Raw genomic sequence first — 16,686 nt, 5'->3', positions numbered from 1 at the left:
GGTTAAAAAGGGTATTCAAAATGGATCACTTTTTCTGCTGTGGCTCCTGTTGAATGATAAAACTTAATGGCGTAATCGTCTGCTTCATCTGCCTGAACCATTACCGCCTCAGTTCCAATAGTCTTGCAATAATGGTTGTTGGCTTTGATCAGCATTTTACCTATTCCTTGCCGCTGAAATTCAGTCTTCACAGCAAGATCGAAAATATACACTAAAGGAGCTTTGGAATAATACTGATGCATTATATAAGAAGTCAGGCCGCCTACAACTTTGTTATCCAGCAATGCCACAAAAACAAAAAAGTCATCTTTTTCCAGTAATTGCTGAAGGTAAGTTTCGTCTGGTAGATTTAAATTTTTCATTTTAAAAACATCCTCAAAAATCCGTATCAGTTCGATGAATTTGTTAATGTCATTATCATTCAATTTTTCAATTTCAATGTCCATTGTTTCAGTTTGCTTAGAGTTTTACAAAAGAATTTTTTTCAAATGTATGAACCTGATGAGCGAATTATATATCCAAAGCTAAATGGTCAGGGTTTTTAAATCTGCACAGTAAGGTTTGAATCCGTTGCTTCATTTGTTAAGTATGAATTTTGAAAACCTCGGTAACAAATAAAATTATTCTTAAATTATAGTTGTTTTTTTCATCATTCAATAAAACGTTTTGTATGAAAAAGACGCTTCCTTTGATTTTAATAATTGCACTCCTACTTTTTGGGCTACAGGAATGCAGAACTTCTTCAAACAATGAAAAGCCAGACACGCGAAAGACATTATCGTTGCAGAATATTGATTCCTCTGTAAAACCCGGCGATAATTTCTTTTTATATGCTAACGGTAAATGGTATGATACAGCCACCATATTGCCGACGGAATCCCGCTCAGGTGCGAGATTGGAAATGGACTACAGAACAAAAGCAAATATCAAACGCATTTTGGAAGAAGCGTCTTCATCGAACAACCCTAAAGGAAGTATAGAGCAGAAGATTGGCGACCTGTATGCTTCAGGAATGGATTCAGCTACCATTGAAAATTTGGAATACGAACCAGTGAAGCCTTTTCTTCAGCATATTGATTCAATAAAAAATGCAGAGGATATAATGAAATTCGTGGCGGACCAATGGTCCTATTACAATCCTCTGATAATCGGACAATTTGTAACCCCTGATGATAAGAATAGCACCAGAAATTTTGTTGTGTACTATCAGTCTGGCTTAGGTCTGCCTGACAGAGATTATTATTTCAAAAATGATCCTGCGACACTGGCAGTAGTAAAAGCGTATCAGTCATATATAATCAGGTTATTCATTCTTACTGGTGATGATTCCGCTACGTCTGCTAAAAAAATGAATACGGTTTATAGCCTGGAAAAACAAATGGCTTCGAGTCACCGGACCAACGTTGAATTACGGGATCCGCAAAAAAATTATAACAAGATTTCAGTATCGGATGCTAACAAAAAAATGCCGGTTATCGGATGGAAAGATTTTTTAGTTGACCTCCATGTTAAAACCGATTCATTCAATCTTGCTCAGCCAGAATATTATACTAAGCTTAACGAACTGTTAAACACCATCCCAATTGCTTCGTGGAAGGTTTATCTGCGCTTCCATTTGCTTGACGATGTTTCTTCTTCCCTGAGTAATGACTTTGTACAGGCAGATTTCAACTATTATAATCAGGCTTTGAATGGACAGAAAAAAATAAAAGAAAGGTGGGAGCGTGTTTACGGGGTTATCGATGCGAATATCGGGGAAGGATTAGGACAGCTTTACGTAAATAAATACTTTTCAGAAGATGCAAAAAAACGCATCCAGGAATTAGTAAACAATCTGCAGAAAGCTTTTGAAGCGAGAATTGATAAGCTGGACTGGATGAGTGACAGTACTAAGAAAAAGGCGAAAGAAAAGTTGTATACCTTCCATAAAAAGGTAGGATACCCGGACAAGTGGAGAGACTACAGCAATATTACTATTGACCGGCATAACTATTTTAATGATCTTATGAGCTGTGGAAAAAATGAATACGATTATGAAGTGAATAAGATAGGCAAACCGGTAGATCCTGCTGAATGGGGAATGACACCTCCCACAAACAATGCATACTATAATCCTACCGGGAACGAAATTGTTTTTCCTGCAGGAATATTACAGTTCCCCATGTTTGATGCGGAAGCGGATGATGCAATGAATTACGGAGGAATAGGAATGGTGATCGGTCATGAGATGACGCATGGTTTCGATGATCAGGGAGCGCAGTATGATAAAAATGGAAACCTGAAAGACTGGTGGATGAAAGAAGATTATGAGAAATTCAAAGCAAAAGGGGAGCAGGTAATTAAGCTCTACGATAGCTTTACTGTACTCGATTCTTTACATGTAAACGGCAGGTTAACCCAGGGAGAAAATACTGCGGATTTAGGAGGTATTGCAATAGCTTACGATGCCTTTAAGCTGACGAAGGAAGGCAAGGATACGTCAAGGATAGATGGCTTTACTCCCGATCAGCGTTTCTTTTTGTCTTTTGCCCAAAGCTGGAGAAGAAAAGTAACAGATGCATCATTGCGACAGCAGGTGGCGACGGATCCTCATTCGCCCAGCATATACCGGGTGCTCGCCCCGTTAATGAACTTTACACCCTTCTATACCGCCTTCAATGTGAAGGAAGGTGATAAAATGTTTGTGCCTGAAGATAAAAGAATAAATATCTGGTAGAAGGAAATCCGGTTCCCGTTTTTGTTGAGGAGTAATTCCGATTCAGTATTTTGAGCCTTGTCTTAGGTTCGAAGTTCTGTAATATAGACATTGCATGAAATCTTTTTGCCTGCGATTACGCACCGGGTACAACGATCATTTTTGTGTTTGCAGACCGCTGCCTGATCGCCTTTGCCTTAGAGTAAAGTTCTGAGCTCCACCATTCTTTAGCACGTTCCACTGTCGGAAATTCCAAAATAACCATTCTTTCAGGCTGCCAGTTTCCCTCTAATGTTTCTGATTGTCCGCCACGGACAACAAACCTGCCATCAAAAGCCGCAATTGCCGCAGGTGTCAATTTTTTGTATTCCTCATACTGTTTAAAGTCATGAATGGAAACTTCCACTATTACGTATGCTGCCATAGCTAAAAAAATTTTGTCCTAGTTCTTCAATTTGACATTAAGATTTTTTTGGTAAAGAAATTTTTTCAAAGGTATGAACGCGATGATGGATTATAAAAGTTCAAAGCTAAACGAGAGGATTTGCAAACGAAGATGGAAATTTAAGAATGGTAATAAGCAATAAGAATAGACAACCCCCGATGATATAATAAAAGCCAGACTTCGTCAGGCATTCACTGCCGCAGTATAGGCTGCGGTTAATTGCTCAATAGATAACTTTTGCAGAAGAATACAAGTTAGCATCATTTCTTTATTTCAGCAATGGTTCTTTTAATTCCAGACTAAGTCTGGCTGCATATAATCCTGCTTAGTGCGCTGCGCAAACACTAAGAAGAGCGGGGTTTTCATCAGATGTATTGTTGCGTTTAAATGCCTCCATAAATTGCTAAATTTCCTTTCTTCAAAACATACCCTTTCCATTGAATTAATTTCAAGTCTTGATATTCCCAGTACTGGTTTCCTTCTTTTCCCCTTCGTTCAAGTATAACAGAGTGATTATTTTGAGGTAAATAAAGTTCCACTTGTGATTGATTGTCAGAAAAAATAACAAATGCCGGGGTCTTATCCTTGTCTTTCATTTCAATGGGATTGAGGCGGGTGGCAGTTGCAGAAAGATCTACACAGTTATTTTTAATCACAGACCATACAGTTCCCAATGAATCTATGCAGTCATGTTTGTCTTCATCTGATATAATCTTTCCTCCGCAGCCTTTATAGGTGGTGTAATCTCTATCTATATTATTTTTTACATCAACCGTAACGCTGTAATCCAATTTTTTGCCAGACATATCATTGATGCATTCCTGCTTTGCAACCTGCACGGTCAATACACCCTGTTCTGTTTTAGCTGAATAACGTGTAACATTGGAATCCATCGCTTTCACACCTTCCGGAATGGGAGTGGTTATTTCAAATCCGTTCAGTGCTTTGAAATGCATGGATTTGCTGAAATCAATTTCCAAAGACCAGAACGGCTCATTACCCGATGCGATAAAATCAATTCCCTGCTTAAATTTTTCACTGAATATATCTGAACTTGTTGTTTCCATTTCGGCGCTGTCTTTAGGTGCGATAGAAACTTTCTGCTCAACCTTTCGGGGCGCATGACAACTCAGCAGTACCAACCCTTGTAAAATGATAAGCAAAAAACTTTTCATGTCTGATGTTTATTTTTTAGCAAATCTCATTACTGCAACATCGTCTATCAAAAACGTTAGCGTATTTTCATCACTTACCGCATACTTATTTACTTTTTTCAGCATGTTTAAAAATGCTTCTTCTCCACCACCTTCACAAAATATCATTGTCTTTAAAGGGTCGGCGAATTTTATATTATTTCCCTTCATAGTATATTTGGAACTGAAACCATTGCAGGTTGTATTGCCCATCAGATCTTTTTCGGCAAAGTTGAATGATATGAAGGGTTTTTTATCGGGATACAAACCTTCAAAAGCAATCTTTAGCCCGGAAATATAATTCAGTTCCCATGTACCGCTTAGTTTATCAGTTTCCATTGACACGGCGTTTAGTTTAGCCACTAATATTTTTCCGTTACTCAACAGTAATTGTTCATTGGCGATGCTCCAGTTATTTACCTGCCCCAATGCTTCAATAAACTTCGCTTCTGTATTGCCGGGGCAGGCCATCTTAGTGGTAGCCAACGGTGAAAATTTTATAAAGTTTACACCGGTTAAATCATAAGAACCATTTAGCCTGTTGCACCCGGTAGAACCAGTTACCTTGTTTGGCTGCCCGGCAGTAAATAAAAGATGTGCATAGTTGTCCTCTCCAATAAAGGTAAAGGGCTGGCCCTGCAATTCGGTTAAATACCATTTATATTTATAAAGCATTTCACTGCCACCACCTGGTCTTCCACCTAGCGGATTTGTAATATGACAGCCTGCTATTAAAATGATTATTGTTAAAGAAGCAATTACTACACTAATTTTTTTCATGTTATATTAAAAGATTATTATGTATATATATAAAAACACTATCAATTATATAAAAACACTATCAATAACTAAAGATCGCTCCGGCTCCTAGTTAGATTATTATCTTTAAATGGCCTGCACCGTTTTACTCATTGCACTCAACTTTTTGTAGCACTATCCCATTACCAAAATTTACTTGCGCTGTATTTTTAAATACCATCTTCCCGTTTTTCTCTTCAACATCACCATAGCCTTCCACCAGGGTATTGCCTTTTTTTAAGAATATAACCTGTCTCGTAGACTGGGTTCCTTCAGACATAAAATTATAGTCTGCAATTAATGTATCTCCTTTCATTTCCCCCTGTAGTGAACCTTTGTTTTGATCTTTTCCGGCAATTTGATAATCCAGGCTACCTGTTACATTGTTATCCTTAATGTTGAGATTCAAAAACACTTTGTCTTTGGTTGTGTCAGCATAGCATTGATGCATTTCATTATCAGTGGCTTTTTTTTCAACATCCGTATTTTCGACATCTGCGGTTTTTGTTGGATTGCTGTTACAGGAAACCACTAAACCTGCAATTGCTGCGGCGGCTAAAATATTTATTTTCATAATTTTCTATAGATTTATTAATTGGTTTAAATATTGTTTTTAGTATATATACATCATGCATTATTGTCTGAAAACGTATACAGAGGAAGCTTGTCATTCCATCCATAAACTGATAGATTAGCTACAGAACTGGGGAATATTATGAAATTGGCTGCAGGGTTTTAACTGTAATATATGGTTATCATAAAACCTGCAGGGATTTGTATGAGGCTGATATTATTTTCTGCTCCTAATCCTATATAATAATACAGCCATCTCTGCAAGGTTTTAATCCGCAATCTTTAATCAATAAATAGGATACATCTCTTGAATTATTTTGTTATCACATTAGTTTAGATAGAAATCCACCTATCCCTGATAATCCTTTTCCTCCTGTTAAACTACTAACAAGAGAACCAATACCTCCTTGCGCAGTATTTCCCTGCGCTATATCACTTCTACCACCACTCTGCATTCCCTTGGAGATCATATTTCCCATGATCATTGGACCAACGAAGCTCATCAGCCCTTTTGCGACGCTACTAAAATCAATACCGGCGCTTGTCAATTTATCGCTAATGCCGCCTAATATTCCCTGAGATCCCATAGAAGTATTTGTAGTCGCGGGCTGAGCAACTGGTTGTGATGCCGCTTCTTTTACATAATCATTCAGTGCCTGGAGTTGTGTATTATTTACTCCAAGGTAATTAGAGATGCTTTCGATGTGTTTTTTTTCACCTTCTGCAAGATTACTATCTGCTTCAGCAAATGCAATCAAATCAGCAACGAGTGAAAACCGTAGCTCACTTGATTTAAGAACATCAAGAGATTGCTTAAGTGAATTAAGGGAGGTATCTTTTGCAGCTGCCAAAACTGTTTTTTTACTCTGATCATTTAGGCCAGCATAATCTGCAAGGTTTACCAGGTAGTTAATTTCATTTTCAGAGGCTACATTATCAGTAGTAGCAATGGAAGCAATAGCTGCGATATAAGCAGTTTTTTGTTCTTCGGCGCAGCCTTGAAGGAGTTGGGTTGCCATATTTGTTTTTTTAATTATAATTGTGAAAAGAAATTAAAGGTACTGTATTAGAACAAGTATCCAATACTTAATTTTAATAACTGGCATTAGTCAATTGCAGAATAAATTTTTTTGTGAGATGTGAACATAAACGTTGAAATTGAATATATTCTCATTTATCATCTCACTTTTTATATTAGATAGCTGATTGAAACAGTTCAATTTTCTCATTGCAGCTTCACTCCTCCCGAGCATCAGAATGCAAGCAGAGGAAGCTGCAGGGTGAACGGCTGATAGATCTTTAAAATATTTTACTGGACATCTTTCTTGCCTCAGCTTCCTCTGCAAACGCTTTAGGTTCAAAAGAGTGAAGCTGCTGGGAGAGATGTAATTACACGGAAGCCAAAAAAGTGAAACCAATTATGCCTGCAAATAAAAAGCTGCAATAATGAGCGAATATAATTATCTCCTTGCTGAATTCCATCCACCTCAATTTTTAGTACTCTTATTTTTCACAATCAACTTCTTTTAAAATCATATTGTTGTTGAAATTTAATGTGCTTGTGTTTTTAAATACCATCTTGCCATTATTTCCTTCCACATCTCCGTAACCTTCCACAAAATCATTTCCCCTTTTCAGAAAAGCTACTTCTCTGATTGATTCTGTTCCTTCTGACAAAAATTTATACTCTGCAATAAGTGTATCTCCTTTCATCATGCCTTGAAGTGTGCCTTTGTTTTGGTCTTTTTCAAACAGTTTGTATGTCAAATCGCCTGTAACGATGGTGTCTGTAATTGAAATATGCAAAAACACACTGTCTTTGTTTGCAGTGTATGCATAACACTGATTCGTTTTATCGCTGATTGTTTTTTCAGGATTCTCTTCATCAGTAGTTTGTATTGAATTGTTTTTACATGATATGAAAATGCAAACAGGAGCAACTAAAATTAAAAGTGTCTTTTTCATATTTATTTTGATTTAATCTTAACCATTTTATATTCTACACCGATCTGATATCTGTGGTAATAGTCTCTTTAAAAAATGTACTCCTTATTTTTAAAACGCATTGAACTTGTCGCCCAAGTAATGTTTCAAATTTTTCTCAATGCAGCTTCACTCTCCTTCCATTATTTCCCTTCTACAATTTTTATTTCATCAGGTGTCAACTCGTAAAGTTGATAAACAATTTCGTTTATTCTGCTTTCGCAATATTCAATCCTACCGTCAAGTTGCGAAACTTTGGTTTGCAGGTTTGTTTCTGCTTTTTCCTGATTGAGTTGTAAAAGTTGGTTTACCAAATTTTCTATTTCATTTTGTGTTTTCGTATCTGGCTTTGGAACTGGCAACTCCCTCAAATCTTGTAATAACACTTTTGGAAATGCTCCTTTAAAGGCATTCGCAGAAGTATTGCTGTGATAAAACGAAATGAGTTTTGAATTGATAAGTCCTAACAAAAATTTTATGCTCAAATCTTTTGACCTCATTTTTATTCCGTCAACTGAATTTGAAAACACATAATCATCTTCAACAAAGGTTGCTTGGACAATTCCATTTGCAGTTACTTCTCTAACTAAAATTCTTTCTCCCTCAAACCAACGAGGCTTTCTCGGTTCTGCAAGCCAATCACCATAATCTATAAAACCTCCTTTCCAGTTTAGGCAAAATCTGTTTATCTCACGTCCTCCAAGCAAAGGTTTATGTGTTTTATTTTTTCTTTTATCTGAATGATAAATTTTGCTTTCTGATTCAAAACCCTTTTGGGGTGGCTTTCCCTTTCCCTTCTGATACGCTTTTATTCCCCAACTCACATCAGCAAAATCATTGAGAACATTCTTTTGTTTTCTGATTTTGTGAACAACCTTGTTTGTTTTATAATCAGCGTAAACCGGAAACACATAAAAATTTTCGAATTGAATTTCTTTTGTGTTTAGTGAGTAAGAAGATTTCTCTTTCGTATCCCATCTTTCAACTTCAAAACTTTTGCTTTGCAAATTGTTGGACAAAATCAAAATGCAAGTTTCAACGGATGCGTCTTTGAATGTTTGCTTTGGAGTGATTACAAAATTTTCAATTCTGTTGTCTTCTGTTAAATACTTTCTCAACTTGTTGTCATAAGTTGAAGCAACCCAAGCTGATGGAATTATAAAACCCAAATAGCCGCTTTTGTTTAGCAATCTTTTTCCTCTCTCAATAAAAAGAATGTAAGTATCCAATTGATAATTTGCTACTTGATATTTACTTCTTAAATAAGTATCAACTTCTTTAGTAAGGGTTGCTCCATATGGCGGATTTCCAATTACAACATCAAAACCTCCTTGCTTGAAAACTTCTACAAATGCTTTCTGCCAACTGAACGGTTTTATTTTTTTCTCTTCACCGAAATCAAGCTGGCTGTTGTATAAATCAATATCAACTAAACTGTTTCCATCTTTGATGTTGTTATCAAGAGTTGGCAAAATTCTTTCATTAAACAGTTTCAATTGTGAGGCAATGCTTGCTTCGGTTTCGCCTTCCAAACATTTGAGAAGCAAACTCAACTTGGTTACTTCAACTGCGTTTACATCAATGTCAACTCCGAAAATATTGTTGAGCAGAATTCTTTTCTTCTCTGCTGTTGTCAGGTTGCCTTCGGGTGTAAGCAACTTGTCGTCATTCCGAACCCGTTTCGGAATCTGTCCCTGATTGAGAGATGCTGAAACGAGTTCAGCATGACGTTCGTGATAATAATTACGATGCCAATCCAACAAATACTGATAAGCACCGATAAGAAAGCTGCCACTGCCGCAGGCGGGGTCAACTATTTTTATTTTTCTTATCTCTTTCGGTGTTTTGTTTTCTGTGAGTTTGCCGACTGTGTTTTTTACAATGTATTCAACTATATATTGCGGAGTGTAATAAACGCCTCCTGCTTTTCTTACTTCGGGTTTTTCTTCAATGTGGGCACGATGTGCTTTGTCAATTTTTATTTGCTTTCCGAGAAACTGTTCGTATGCACTTCCTAAAATCTCTACCGACAAAACCGAAAACTCGTAAGGGCTTTCGGGATAATACAATTCGTTGATGATGGTTTTTAAAACCTTGTTGTCAACCGAAAGTGTTTTGCTGATTTTGTCTTTCCTGAAATCAAATAAACCCGAATTGTATTTGTCGTCTGCTTGCTGAAACTGATAGAAAAGATTTTGATAAAAGTTGCCTTGCTTAATTGCTTGTTGCAAGTTTCCGTATTGCTCAACATCTCTGTCCTCTGCAATTCGCAGGAAAATAATTCTGTCAATGGTTTGTTGAACAACAAAATTTATTTCTTCCTCGTCAAGGTTTTTGTTGTTCCAGCTTATTGAAGTTGCAAGGTAGGTTCTCCAACTATCAAGGGATTGCAAAAATTCTTTGTCAACCGTTGCCGTTCCTCTTTTGCCTGCATTGCTTGTTATGAACTTGTCAAAGCTGCCTTTCAGTACCCGCTCTTTGCTGAAAGTTTCCCAAATGAAATCAAACTCTTTCAGGTAATCCTGATAAGTTAAATATTTTATTCGTGCTACAGATGCTTTGTCTGTCGGGTTTGGTTTCCTGGTGCAATCATAAACGGCAAATTCCTCAAAGTCGGTGATGATGCTGATAGGAAGCTTTGCACTCCAGCCATATCTTCGCACCTGATAAGCAGGTATAATTTCTCCTTTGACAAACACACTCGGCTTCTTTGCTTCTACAAAGAAAAGTCGCTTGCCTCCAACCAAACGAAAAGAATAGTCCGGGGCTTTGGTTGCCTTTCCAACTTTTACTCTGTCCTCATGAATTACCTCACGATAACTTTCAGCATAACCGTTTTCATTATTAATGTCCCAGCCCAGGGCTTTAAAAAATGGATCAATGAAGTCATGTCTTGCAAGTGTTTCATTATATTCCGCCCTTTTATAGGAATCAAATTGCTCCTCAAAACGCTCGACAAGGCTGGCTATTTCATTATTTGCAGTGTCTTTTGTTGCCATTCAAATATGTAAATTCAAATATAGCAATTTGCCTGGTCGGAGGTGTAGCAAGCATTGATTAAACAAAATGATTTTTCCCAGTGCAGCTTCACTCCCAGAGCATCAGAGTGCAGGCAGAGGAAGCTGCAGGTGAACGGCTGATAAAATCTTTAAATATTTTTACTGTCATCTTTTCTCTCCTCAGCTTCCTCTGCAAACGCTGCGGGCTCCAGAGTGAAGCTGCGGGGAGATAAAAAAGAATGTAAATTCCACGTGCTTGCGGTCAGTTCACTGACTACGATAATACGTTCGTTTCATCCGCCTCAGCACCGAGCGCAAGAGAAGCTTTTTCCAGAACTCCATTCATGGCTAACGTGTTTCATTGTGTCCTGCCAATTTGCTTGCCCACACTTTTGAACTGAAATCATGCAAATTAACCAGTCTATTTCACCCTCACAATTCATTCTGTATCTTCATTCCCTACAGTTGCCTTTGCTCGCGTCGTGGAACCATGGTTTAATAGAAGTATAACCACTATGAAATATCTCTTTCATAAGAGTATTCAAATTTCCTGAAGCCATCTAATCATTCTTAATGATATCCAACTGAATCTAATAGGCTACCTTACAGTATTCTCTTGAAGCATTTGTAATTATTCAATCTCTTTCACCAACTTGTTCCATTCATTACGACTGCTCCACTGAATTTCTTATCTGAACATTTAGTCATTATTTAAACGTATAATTATCCATGAACACCGCAGATCAAGGTTTGTTTCCTAATGAACCAATAGAAATTGAATTAGAAGAAATATTAAAGCCGGGCATCACAAGGGCGGGAATGAAAGGACTTATATATGGTGGACCCGGCATTATTGAATTGAAAAATATACCTATCCCTACCATTATAAAATCTACTGATGCAGTAGTCAAAATAGTAAAGACCACTATTTGCGGAACCGACCTCGGTATTTTACATGGGGCTGCAAACCTAAAGGCCAGCAAAGGGGATGCTGGTTTCTCAAATTCTGTTATCACGGATATTCAAAGCCAAACCAATATTTAATAAGCTTATTTTCTTTGAACCAATATTCCGCAAAATAAACGGGCATATTGTATCTTTTTAAAAAAGCAGACTTATTAAAATCATTCAAAACATATCTAATAATAATTTGGTTATTCTTTCCTTTTTCCTCTTTATAATCCGATTCTTTGATCTGAATTGACTGCTCTTTTGATATTCCTAATTTTAACTGGCTTTCTGTATAAAAGGAAAGAAAACGAGAGGTAGTGATTTTAGTAGCTGCTGGCAGGTCTGCATAGTATCCTACTTCAAATTGACTTATGCTGTTCCTACTACTGCCTGGAAATAAGACCATTCGTAAATATTCTTTCTTTGTGCTGTCTAATAGATATAAATCGGGATAGTCTTTTTCTTTTTCCAGCAATGACATAATATCTCCAAAGCCATTTTTAATAGAGGCTGGATTATTTAAAAAGAGTAATCCGTTTATAGAAGTATCTGGCATAAAAGAATGTATGTCAGAAGTAATAGATATAATTCCAGTATTAACTCTGTTGTCCGATTTAAAAGATTTATCACATGCTTGGAATAATATAGTTCCTGCAAGTTGTATAAAGAGTAGGATTGCTATTTTCATTATTCGTTGATTTTTGGAACATCTTCACCGCCTTGATTATTCGGATTGTCTGTAATATTAATATTTAAGTTCATTGCACCATTTCGATTTACTTCATTACTCAATAAATTATAGAAGGATTTTCCTTGAGTGCCAGTACATTGTAATCCTATGCAGCCCAATGTTCCCGAAGTATTCCCATCTGGATGGATTCGTAAGAGTGTTCGTTGGGTTTCAAATTGAGGATTCAGATTAAAACTAAAACCAAAATCGTCTCTCGTAAATCCGGATTCTGTTCTTAGACGTGGGTCATCTACAGTGTAATCCCCATTGGGTGGCGCTCCATTTCCAAAAGGGCCTCCAACAGCACCTAAACTCATGCGGGTAAATTGGCTTCCGTTACTTACGTTTTGATATACATTTACTGTTCCATCGGCCTGTTGGGAATTTTCCGCATTTGCATTTCCAGTGAATGATAACTCAAACCCAGTTGATTGCCCCACATAATTGATTTGTGACTGTAAAAATACAGAAGGAACATTAGAGTTTGCGATAGTTGTAGTATTCACTGTGTAAACTCTATTATCGTTTATTCCATCACTGCCTAAATATTTTCCATTTTTACCATAATAATCCCCGTCCGCTGCCATTCCATCGGGATCAATATTTCCAATCGGGTTATCATTCCCGTAGGTAAACGGGCTCCATCCCAGAAACTTCTCTGCGAGAGGATCAACACTCCACCACCTCCCCACTTGAGGATCGTACCAGCGGGCTCCGTAATCCAGCCAGTCTAATCCAAATGGATTATACCACTCCTTACCGTTATATCTATACGCTGAAGTATCCTCCCCGGTTGTCTGCCAGCACAATTTATCGATCATATTTCCAAAAGGGTAGTAGCTGTTCTCCTGAATAACAGGAGTAGTTGGCGTACCAATACGCAGGTTCAAGGTGTCGTACCAGACATTTTCATCACTGTTGTTCACCAGCTCCATGTGAAGATGATATTTCATAGTGGAATCGGGAACGATAATTTTCATGGAGTCGCTTAAGTGTATCCATTTATCCGAGCTGTCACTCTTATATTTCCACTCCTGCACCACATTGTTAGAACTGTCTTGTAACTGAAGCAAGGCATAAGCATCTGGTGCAGATTCAGGAGCTTCAATATCTCTTTGCTGATGGTGCTTATCGTGTAAATAATTAAACAATCCAATGATATTAAGTTGCATACCGAAGGTGGACCGGCTGTGTTGCCTGCCTGATTCTATACGTTGTTGTGAAAGAATATCAGGAAGCGTCTGCAATTGAATAAGAGGCAAAAAATTATTGGGATTCTTTGGTGGTTGCTGTGGCTTTTGCGCATTCTTCTGCCAGTAATAATATACACTGATTTTCACTGAGTCACGTGCATGAATGGGGGCATCTGTATATGGACCTTGTGCGTTATGTATTTCTGCACTACTGATCCCCTGAAATCGCTCAAGGTTATTACGTGTAGAAGCAACATTATGATATTTCGGATAATTACCTTCTTCATCTATGTTTGTTTCCATGGTGAGCGGCGCATTGGTATAGACCATCTCTATGCCTTTAAATACCGTACGGATGTTACCAAGATGGTCTTTAATGTAATAGTAAGAGTTCCAGTTGCCTGCACTGTCCTTCACTAAATACCCATCACTGTTTAATATTTTCTTAGGTACGCCTTTTTCATAAATAATGCCACCAAAATAGAGTGTCGAATCTTTCGTGCCGGCTATTGTAGTAACTTCCCGCCACTTGTTTCCTCCGGCATCGTAGCTTACTTTTAAATTATCGCCTGTAGAAGTTTTGGTTATGGATTCAGGAAGATTCAAATAATTGTAGGTAACGGAAATACCCTTGTTCGGATCATTGGTCATGTTCGCATTGGCATCATAGTTATAGGTATTTCCAGTTCCACGAAAATCCAGGCCATTACTCCATTCACCCGTTCCTTTATCAACTACTTTTGTTAGCTTATTTCCATCGTAAGAATAGGTAAGATCATCGGCTACACCATATGTATAAGCGTTTTTAACTTTACTTATCACTCCTTTTACTTTCATAGCATTTATATTTCCATTAGCATCATATTTCAGGTTGCTGACCGTGAATAAATCATCGTCCACCTTAGTTTCTTTAGGGTTGTAAGAAGTATACTTTGCCTTGGTCAACCGGTCTAACTGATCATATTGATATCCGTATTGACGCTTAACTGAATCGCTGGAGTTACGCCATTCAGCCCAGGAAATATTTCCTGTATACTGCGAGGATGCACCTAACGAACTGTTTCCATCGTCGTAATGCAATTTCATTGCAAAATAATCACCGTTAAGGGAAGAAGCCGTAGTAATATCATTAATATCGGTAAGCCATCCGCGGGTATTATATTTATAATCAATATACTGAGTAGACTCCCTGTGCGTATCCGACTGACGGTCATCAATGCCAGCCATGTAATTCTCAAGGTTGCGTTGCTTTACCTGGTCTATTTCATTGTAGGCCAAATCAGCGAGCCAGATTTCCGGAGCTGCATCTACCTGCATATAAGTATCAATAAGACGGTCTGCATTATCAAATGTTTGTCTGTTAGTAATCGATAAAGTTCCCATGAGATGTGAAACAGAAAGATTTCTAACAGAAGTTAAAATGTTTCCTGCAAAATCATAAGTATTCAATGTCTGATCACTTCTATCCCTTTCATTAAGTCCATCTGTTTCTATTATGCGGTAGCGGTAATCATAGAAATTGGCTTGCTTCACAAATTGAGATGGAGTCGTATTTAGAACCTCAACAAAAGTACCTGTTAACTTATTTTTAGATCGTGCAATGTCCGATGAGATAGGTATAAAATCATCGGAACCATTACCGTCAAAATCGTAATCATTAAAGTAGTTAAGTAATAAATCTTCGGAGCAGGATGTCGGATATACGTTGTGAGTATAGCCATCATTTGTAGTGCACCAATCGGAAGGGCCGATACGTGATTCGTATAAAACAGCGTTTGTGGACCACATCGTATTTTGTAAATCAATGTTTGATTTGCTACTAATAGTTGCAAGTCCATTAATAATTGGATGTCCCAATTCATCATATTTCTGGAAAATCCATTTGTTTGATGTTCGAAGATTTGGATCCTGAGTTAAGGCTATCCGATCGAGCTGATCGTAATCCATGTAGGTCCAATCCTGAGCTGGAATTTTTTTTGCCGAAACCAACCCCCGCTTATTGTATTGATATTGAAAGACCCATTTATTAAGCACATCAGTTTTTAAAGTATAATCCATTTTATCTGCCATAAAATCCACTGCAGCCGGAGAAATGACCATAATCAGCCGAAGCATATCGTCGTAGACATAATAGGTCAAAGCAAAGTCATTTTCATTAATGTAGCTGGCAGTAATAACTTTATGCGGGTTAATATCATTCGGGTTAGGTTTCTGGTTAGCTTCTAAAACAAGCAAGCCATTTTTATCCTTAAAGGTGAAATGCTGATTGCCGATCTCATCAGTTATTTGATTCACATAAAATAAACCTGAACCAAAAAATTTACTTCCAGCCCAGGTTCCATTTGTATTAATCCATTGCCGTATTTCGTTGTTTCCATTAGAACGGTAGGAATAGGTGATGTTACGACCTCCCATCTTCCATGTTTCTCCCGGGTTAGCCTGTATAAGAGGCCTGTTAAGCGGGGAAGATTCGAAAGAGGTCTCTGAATTGGGATAAGAGGTAGCAGCAATATCAGAAGATGTAAGGTAAAAGTTTGCCTGATCGGCTATGGCTGTTGGTTTAAAGGCGCCACTATAAGAAGAAGTAGTATAAGAGGAGTATTTTTTCGTTTCTCTGCCATACTGATCATATACTCGCGGAATCACAATATCTTTAGATTTAGGGCTTTCTTTAACTGCTACAGATTGTATCGATCTTCCTAATCCGTCAAAGAATTCAAGATGACGGTGAGCAAGGCCTGATGAGAGATTACCTGCTGTAAGACTTGATTTATTTTGGCCTTCTGAATGAGCTATTTCATTACGGATAAAATTGTAATCCGATGAATTGTTGGGATCCTTATAGTGATAATCCAAATAGGAAAGTCCATTCAAGTAATGATCGGCAGAATAATTTAAGCGGTCAAAGTTGTCATATTCATGATGGATTATGTAGTTGTTTTCATCACAGCTTTCAGAAAGGTTTCGGGACGGTAAATAGGCATATGAAGTCATAACTGCATTAGAAGGATAAAGTCGTACTTCATCGATGAAGTCATTGGTGGTACCAGTAATGGTTACATTCGTCGTTGCAGTTAATTTTATTACATACTCCTTATAGGTAAAGCCATTAACAGATTCTCCTGT

11 protein-coding genes and 1 pseudogene are annotated in these 16,686 nt (G+C 37.5%); 2 read left to right on the top strand and 10 right to left on the bottom strand.

The features are described 5' to 3' along the window. Positions 1 to 2 precede the first annotated feature (2 nt). The gene (locus H0W62_14380) at positions 3 to 446 is read right to left on the bottom strand and encodes a GNAT family N-acetyltransferase (protein ID MBA3649706.1); all 444 of its coding nucleotides are present in this window, start codon (positions 444 to 446) and stop codon (positions 3 to 5) included. A 224-nt stretch (positions 447 to 670) separates the two neighbouring features. Here H0W62_14380 and H0W62_14375 point away from each other — a divergent pair, with 224 nt between their 5' ends. Then, positions 671 to 2,716 (top strand): M13 family metallopeptidase, encoded by a 2,046-nt coding sequence (locus H0W62_14375; GenBank protein MBA3649705.1) that lies wholly within the window; start codon positions 671 to 673, stop codon positions 2,714 to 2,716. Positions 2,717 to 2,831: 115 nt separating this feature from the next. Here H0W62_14375 and H0W62_14370 read toward each other — a convergent pair whose 3' ends face one another. From H0W62_14370 to H0W62_14340, 7 genes are all read right to left on the bottom strand, one after another. Beyond that, a complete protein-coding gene (locus H0W62_14370) occupies positions 2,832 to 3,119 on the bottom strand; it encodes a DUF1330 domain-containing protein (protein ID MBA3649704.1) in 288 nt (95 codons plus the stop codon). A 404-nt stretch (positions 3,120 to 3,523) separates the two neighbouring features. Next, positions 3,524 to 4,315, bottom strand: coding sequence for a hypothetical protein (locus H0W62_14365; protein ID MBA3649703.1), 792 nt, complete (start codon positions 4,313 to 4,315; stop codon positions 3,524 to 3,526). A gap of 9 nt (positions 4,316 to 4,324) precedes the next feature. After that, positions 4,325 to 5,113: an META domain-containing protein gene (locus H0W62_14360; protein ID MBA3649702.1), complete on the bottom strand. Its 789-nt coding sequence runs from the start codon at positions 5,111 to 5,113 to the stop codon at positions 4,325 to 4,327. Between the two features lie 124 nt (positions 5,114 to 5,237). After that, on the bottom strand, positions 5,238 to 5,705 hold the full coding sequence (locus tag H0W62_14355) for a hypothetical protein (protein ID MBA3649701.1): 468 nt from the start codon (positions 5,703 to 5,705) through the stop codon (positions 5,238 to 5,240). 322 nt (positions 5,706 to 6,027) lie between these two features. After that, complete coding sequence (locus tag H0W62_14350; protein MBA3649700.1) at positions 6,028 to 6,723, bottom strand: TerB family tellurite resistance protein; 696 nt, start codon at positions 6,721 to 6,723, stop codon at positions 6,028 to 6,030. A gap of 484 nt (positions 6,724 to 7,207) precedes the next feature. Beyond that, on the bottom strand, positions 7,208 to 7,669 hold the full coding sequence (locus H0W62_14345) for a hypothetical protein (protein ID MBA3649699.1): 462 nt from the start codon (positions 7,667 to 7,669) through the stop codon (positions 7,208 to 7,210). Positions 7,670 to 7,830: 161 nt separating this feature from the next. Then, positions 7,831 to 10,686 carry an N-6 DNA methylase gene (locus H0W62_14340; GenBank protein MBA3649698.1) on the bottom strand — a complete coding sequence of 952 codons (2,856 nt, stop codon included), beginning with the start codon at positions 10,684 to 10,686 and terminating at the stop codon, positions 7,831 to 7,833. Positions 10,687 to 11,505: 819 nt separating this feature from the next. Between H0W62_14340 and H0W62_14335 the strand changes: the two are divergent. Beyond that, positions 11,506 to 11,646 (top strand): annotated as a pseudogene (locus H0W62_14335) (alcohol dehydrogenase). Positions 11,647 to 11,698: 52 nt separating this feature from the next. Here the strand turns inward: H0W62_14335 and H0W62_14330 are convergent. Continuing rightward, positions 11,699 to 12,325: a hypothetical protein gene (locus H0W62_14330; protein MBA3649697.1), complete on the bottom strand. Its 627-nt coding sequence runs from the start codon at positions 12,323 to 12,325 to the stop codon at positions 11,699 to 11,701. Beyond that, entirely contained in the window at positions 12,325 to 15,675 is a 3,351-nt protein-coding gene (locus tag H0W62_14325) for an RHS repeat-associated core domain-containing protein (protein ID MBA3649696.1), read from the bottom strand. Before H0W62_14325 ends, H0W62_14330 begins: the two co-directional genes overlap by 1 nt. Positions 15,676 to 16,686 lie beyond the last annotated feature (1,011 nt).

This window comes from Chitinophagales bacterium (genome assembly GCA_013816805.1).
Classification (GTDB): Bacteria; Bacteroidota; Bacteroidia; order Chitinophagales; family UBA10324; genus MGR-bin340.
Note: the sequence above shows the minus strand (reverse complement) of the source record. Positions and strands in the feature narration are given on the sequence as shown.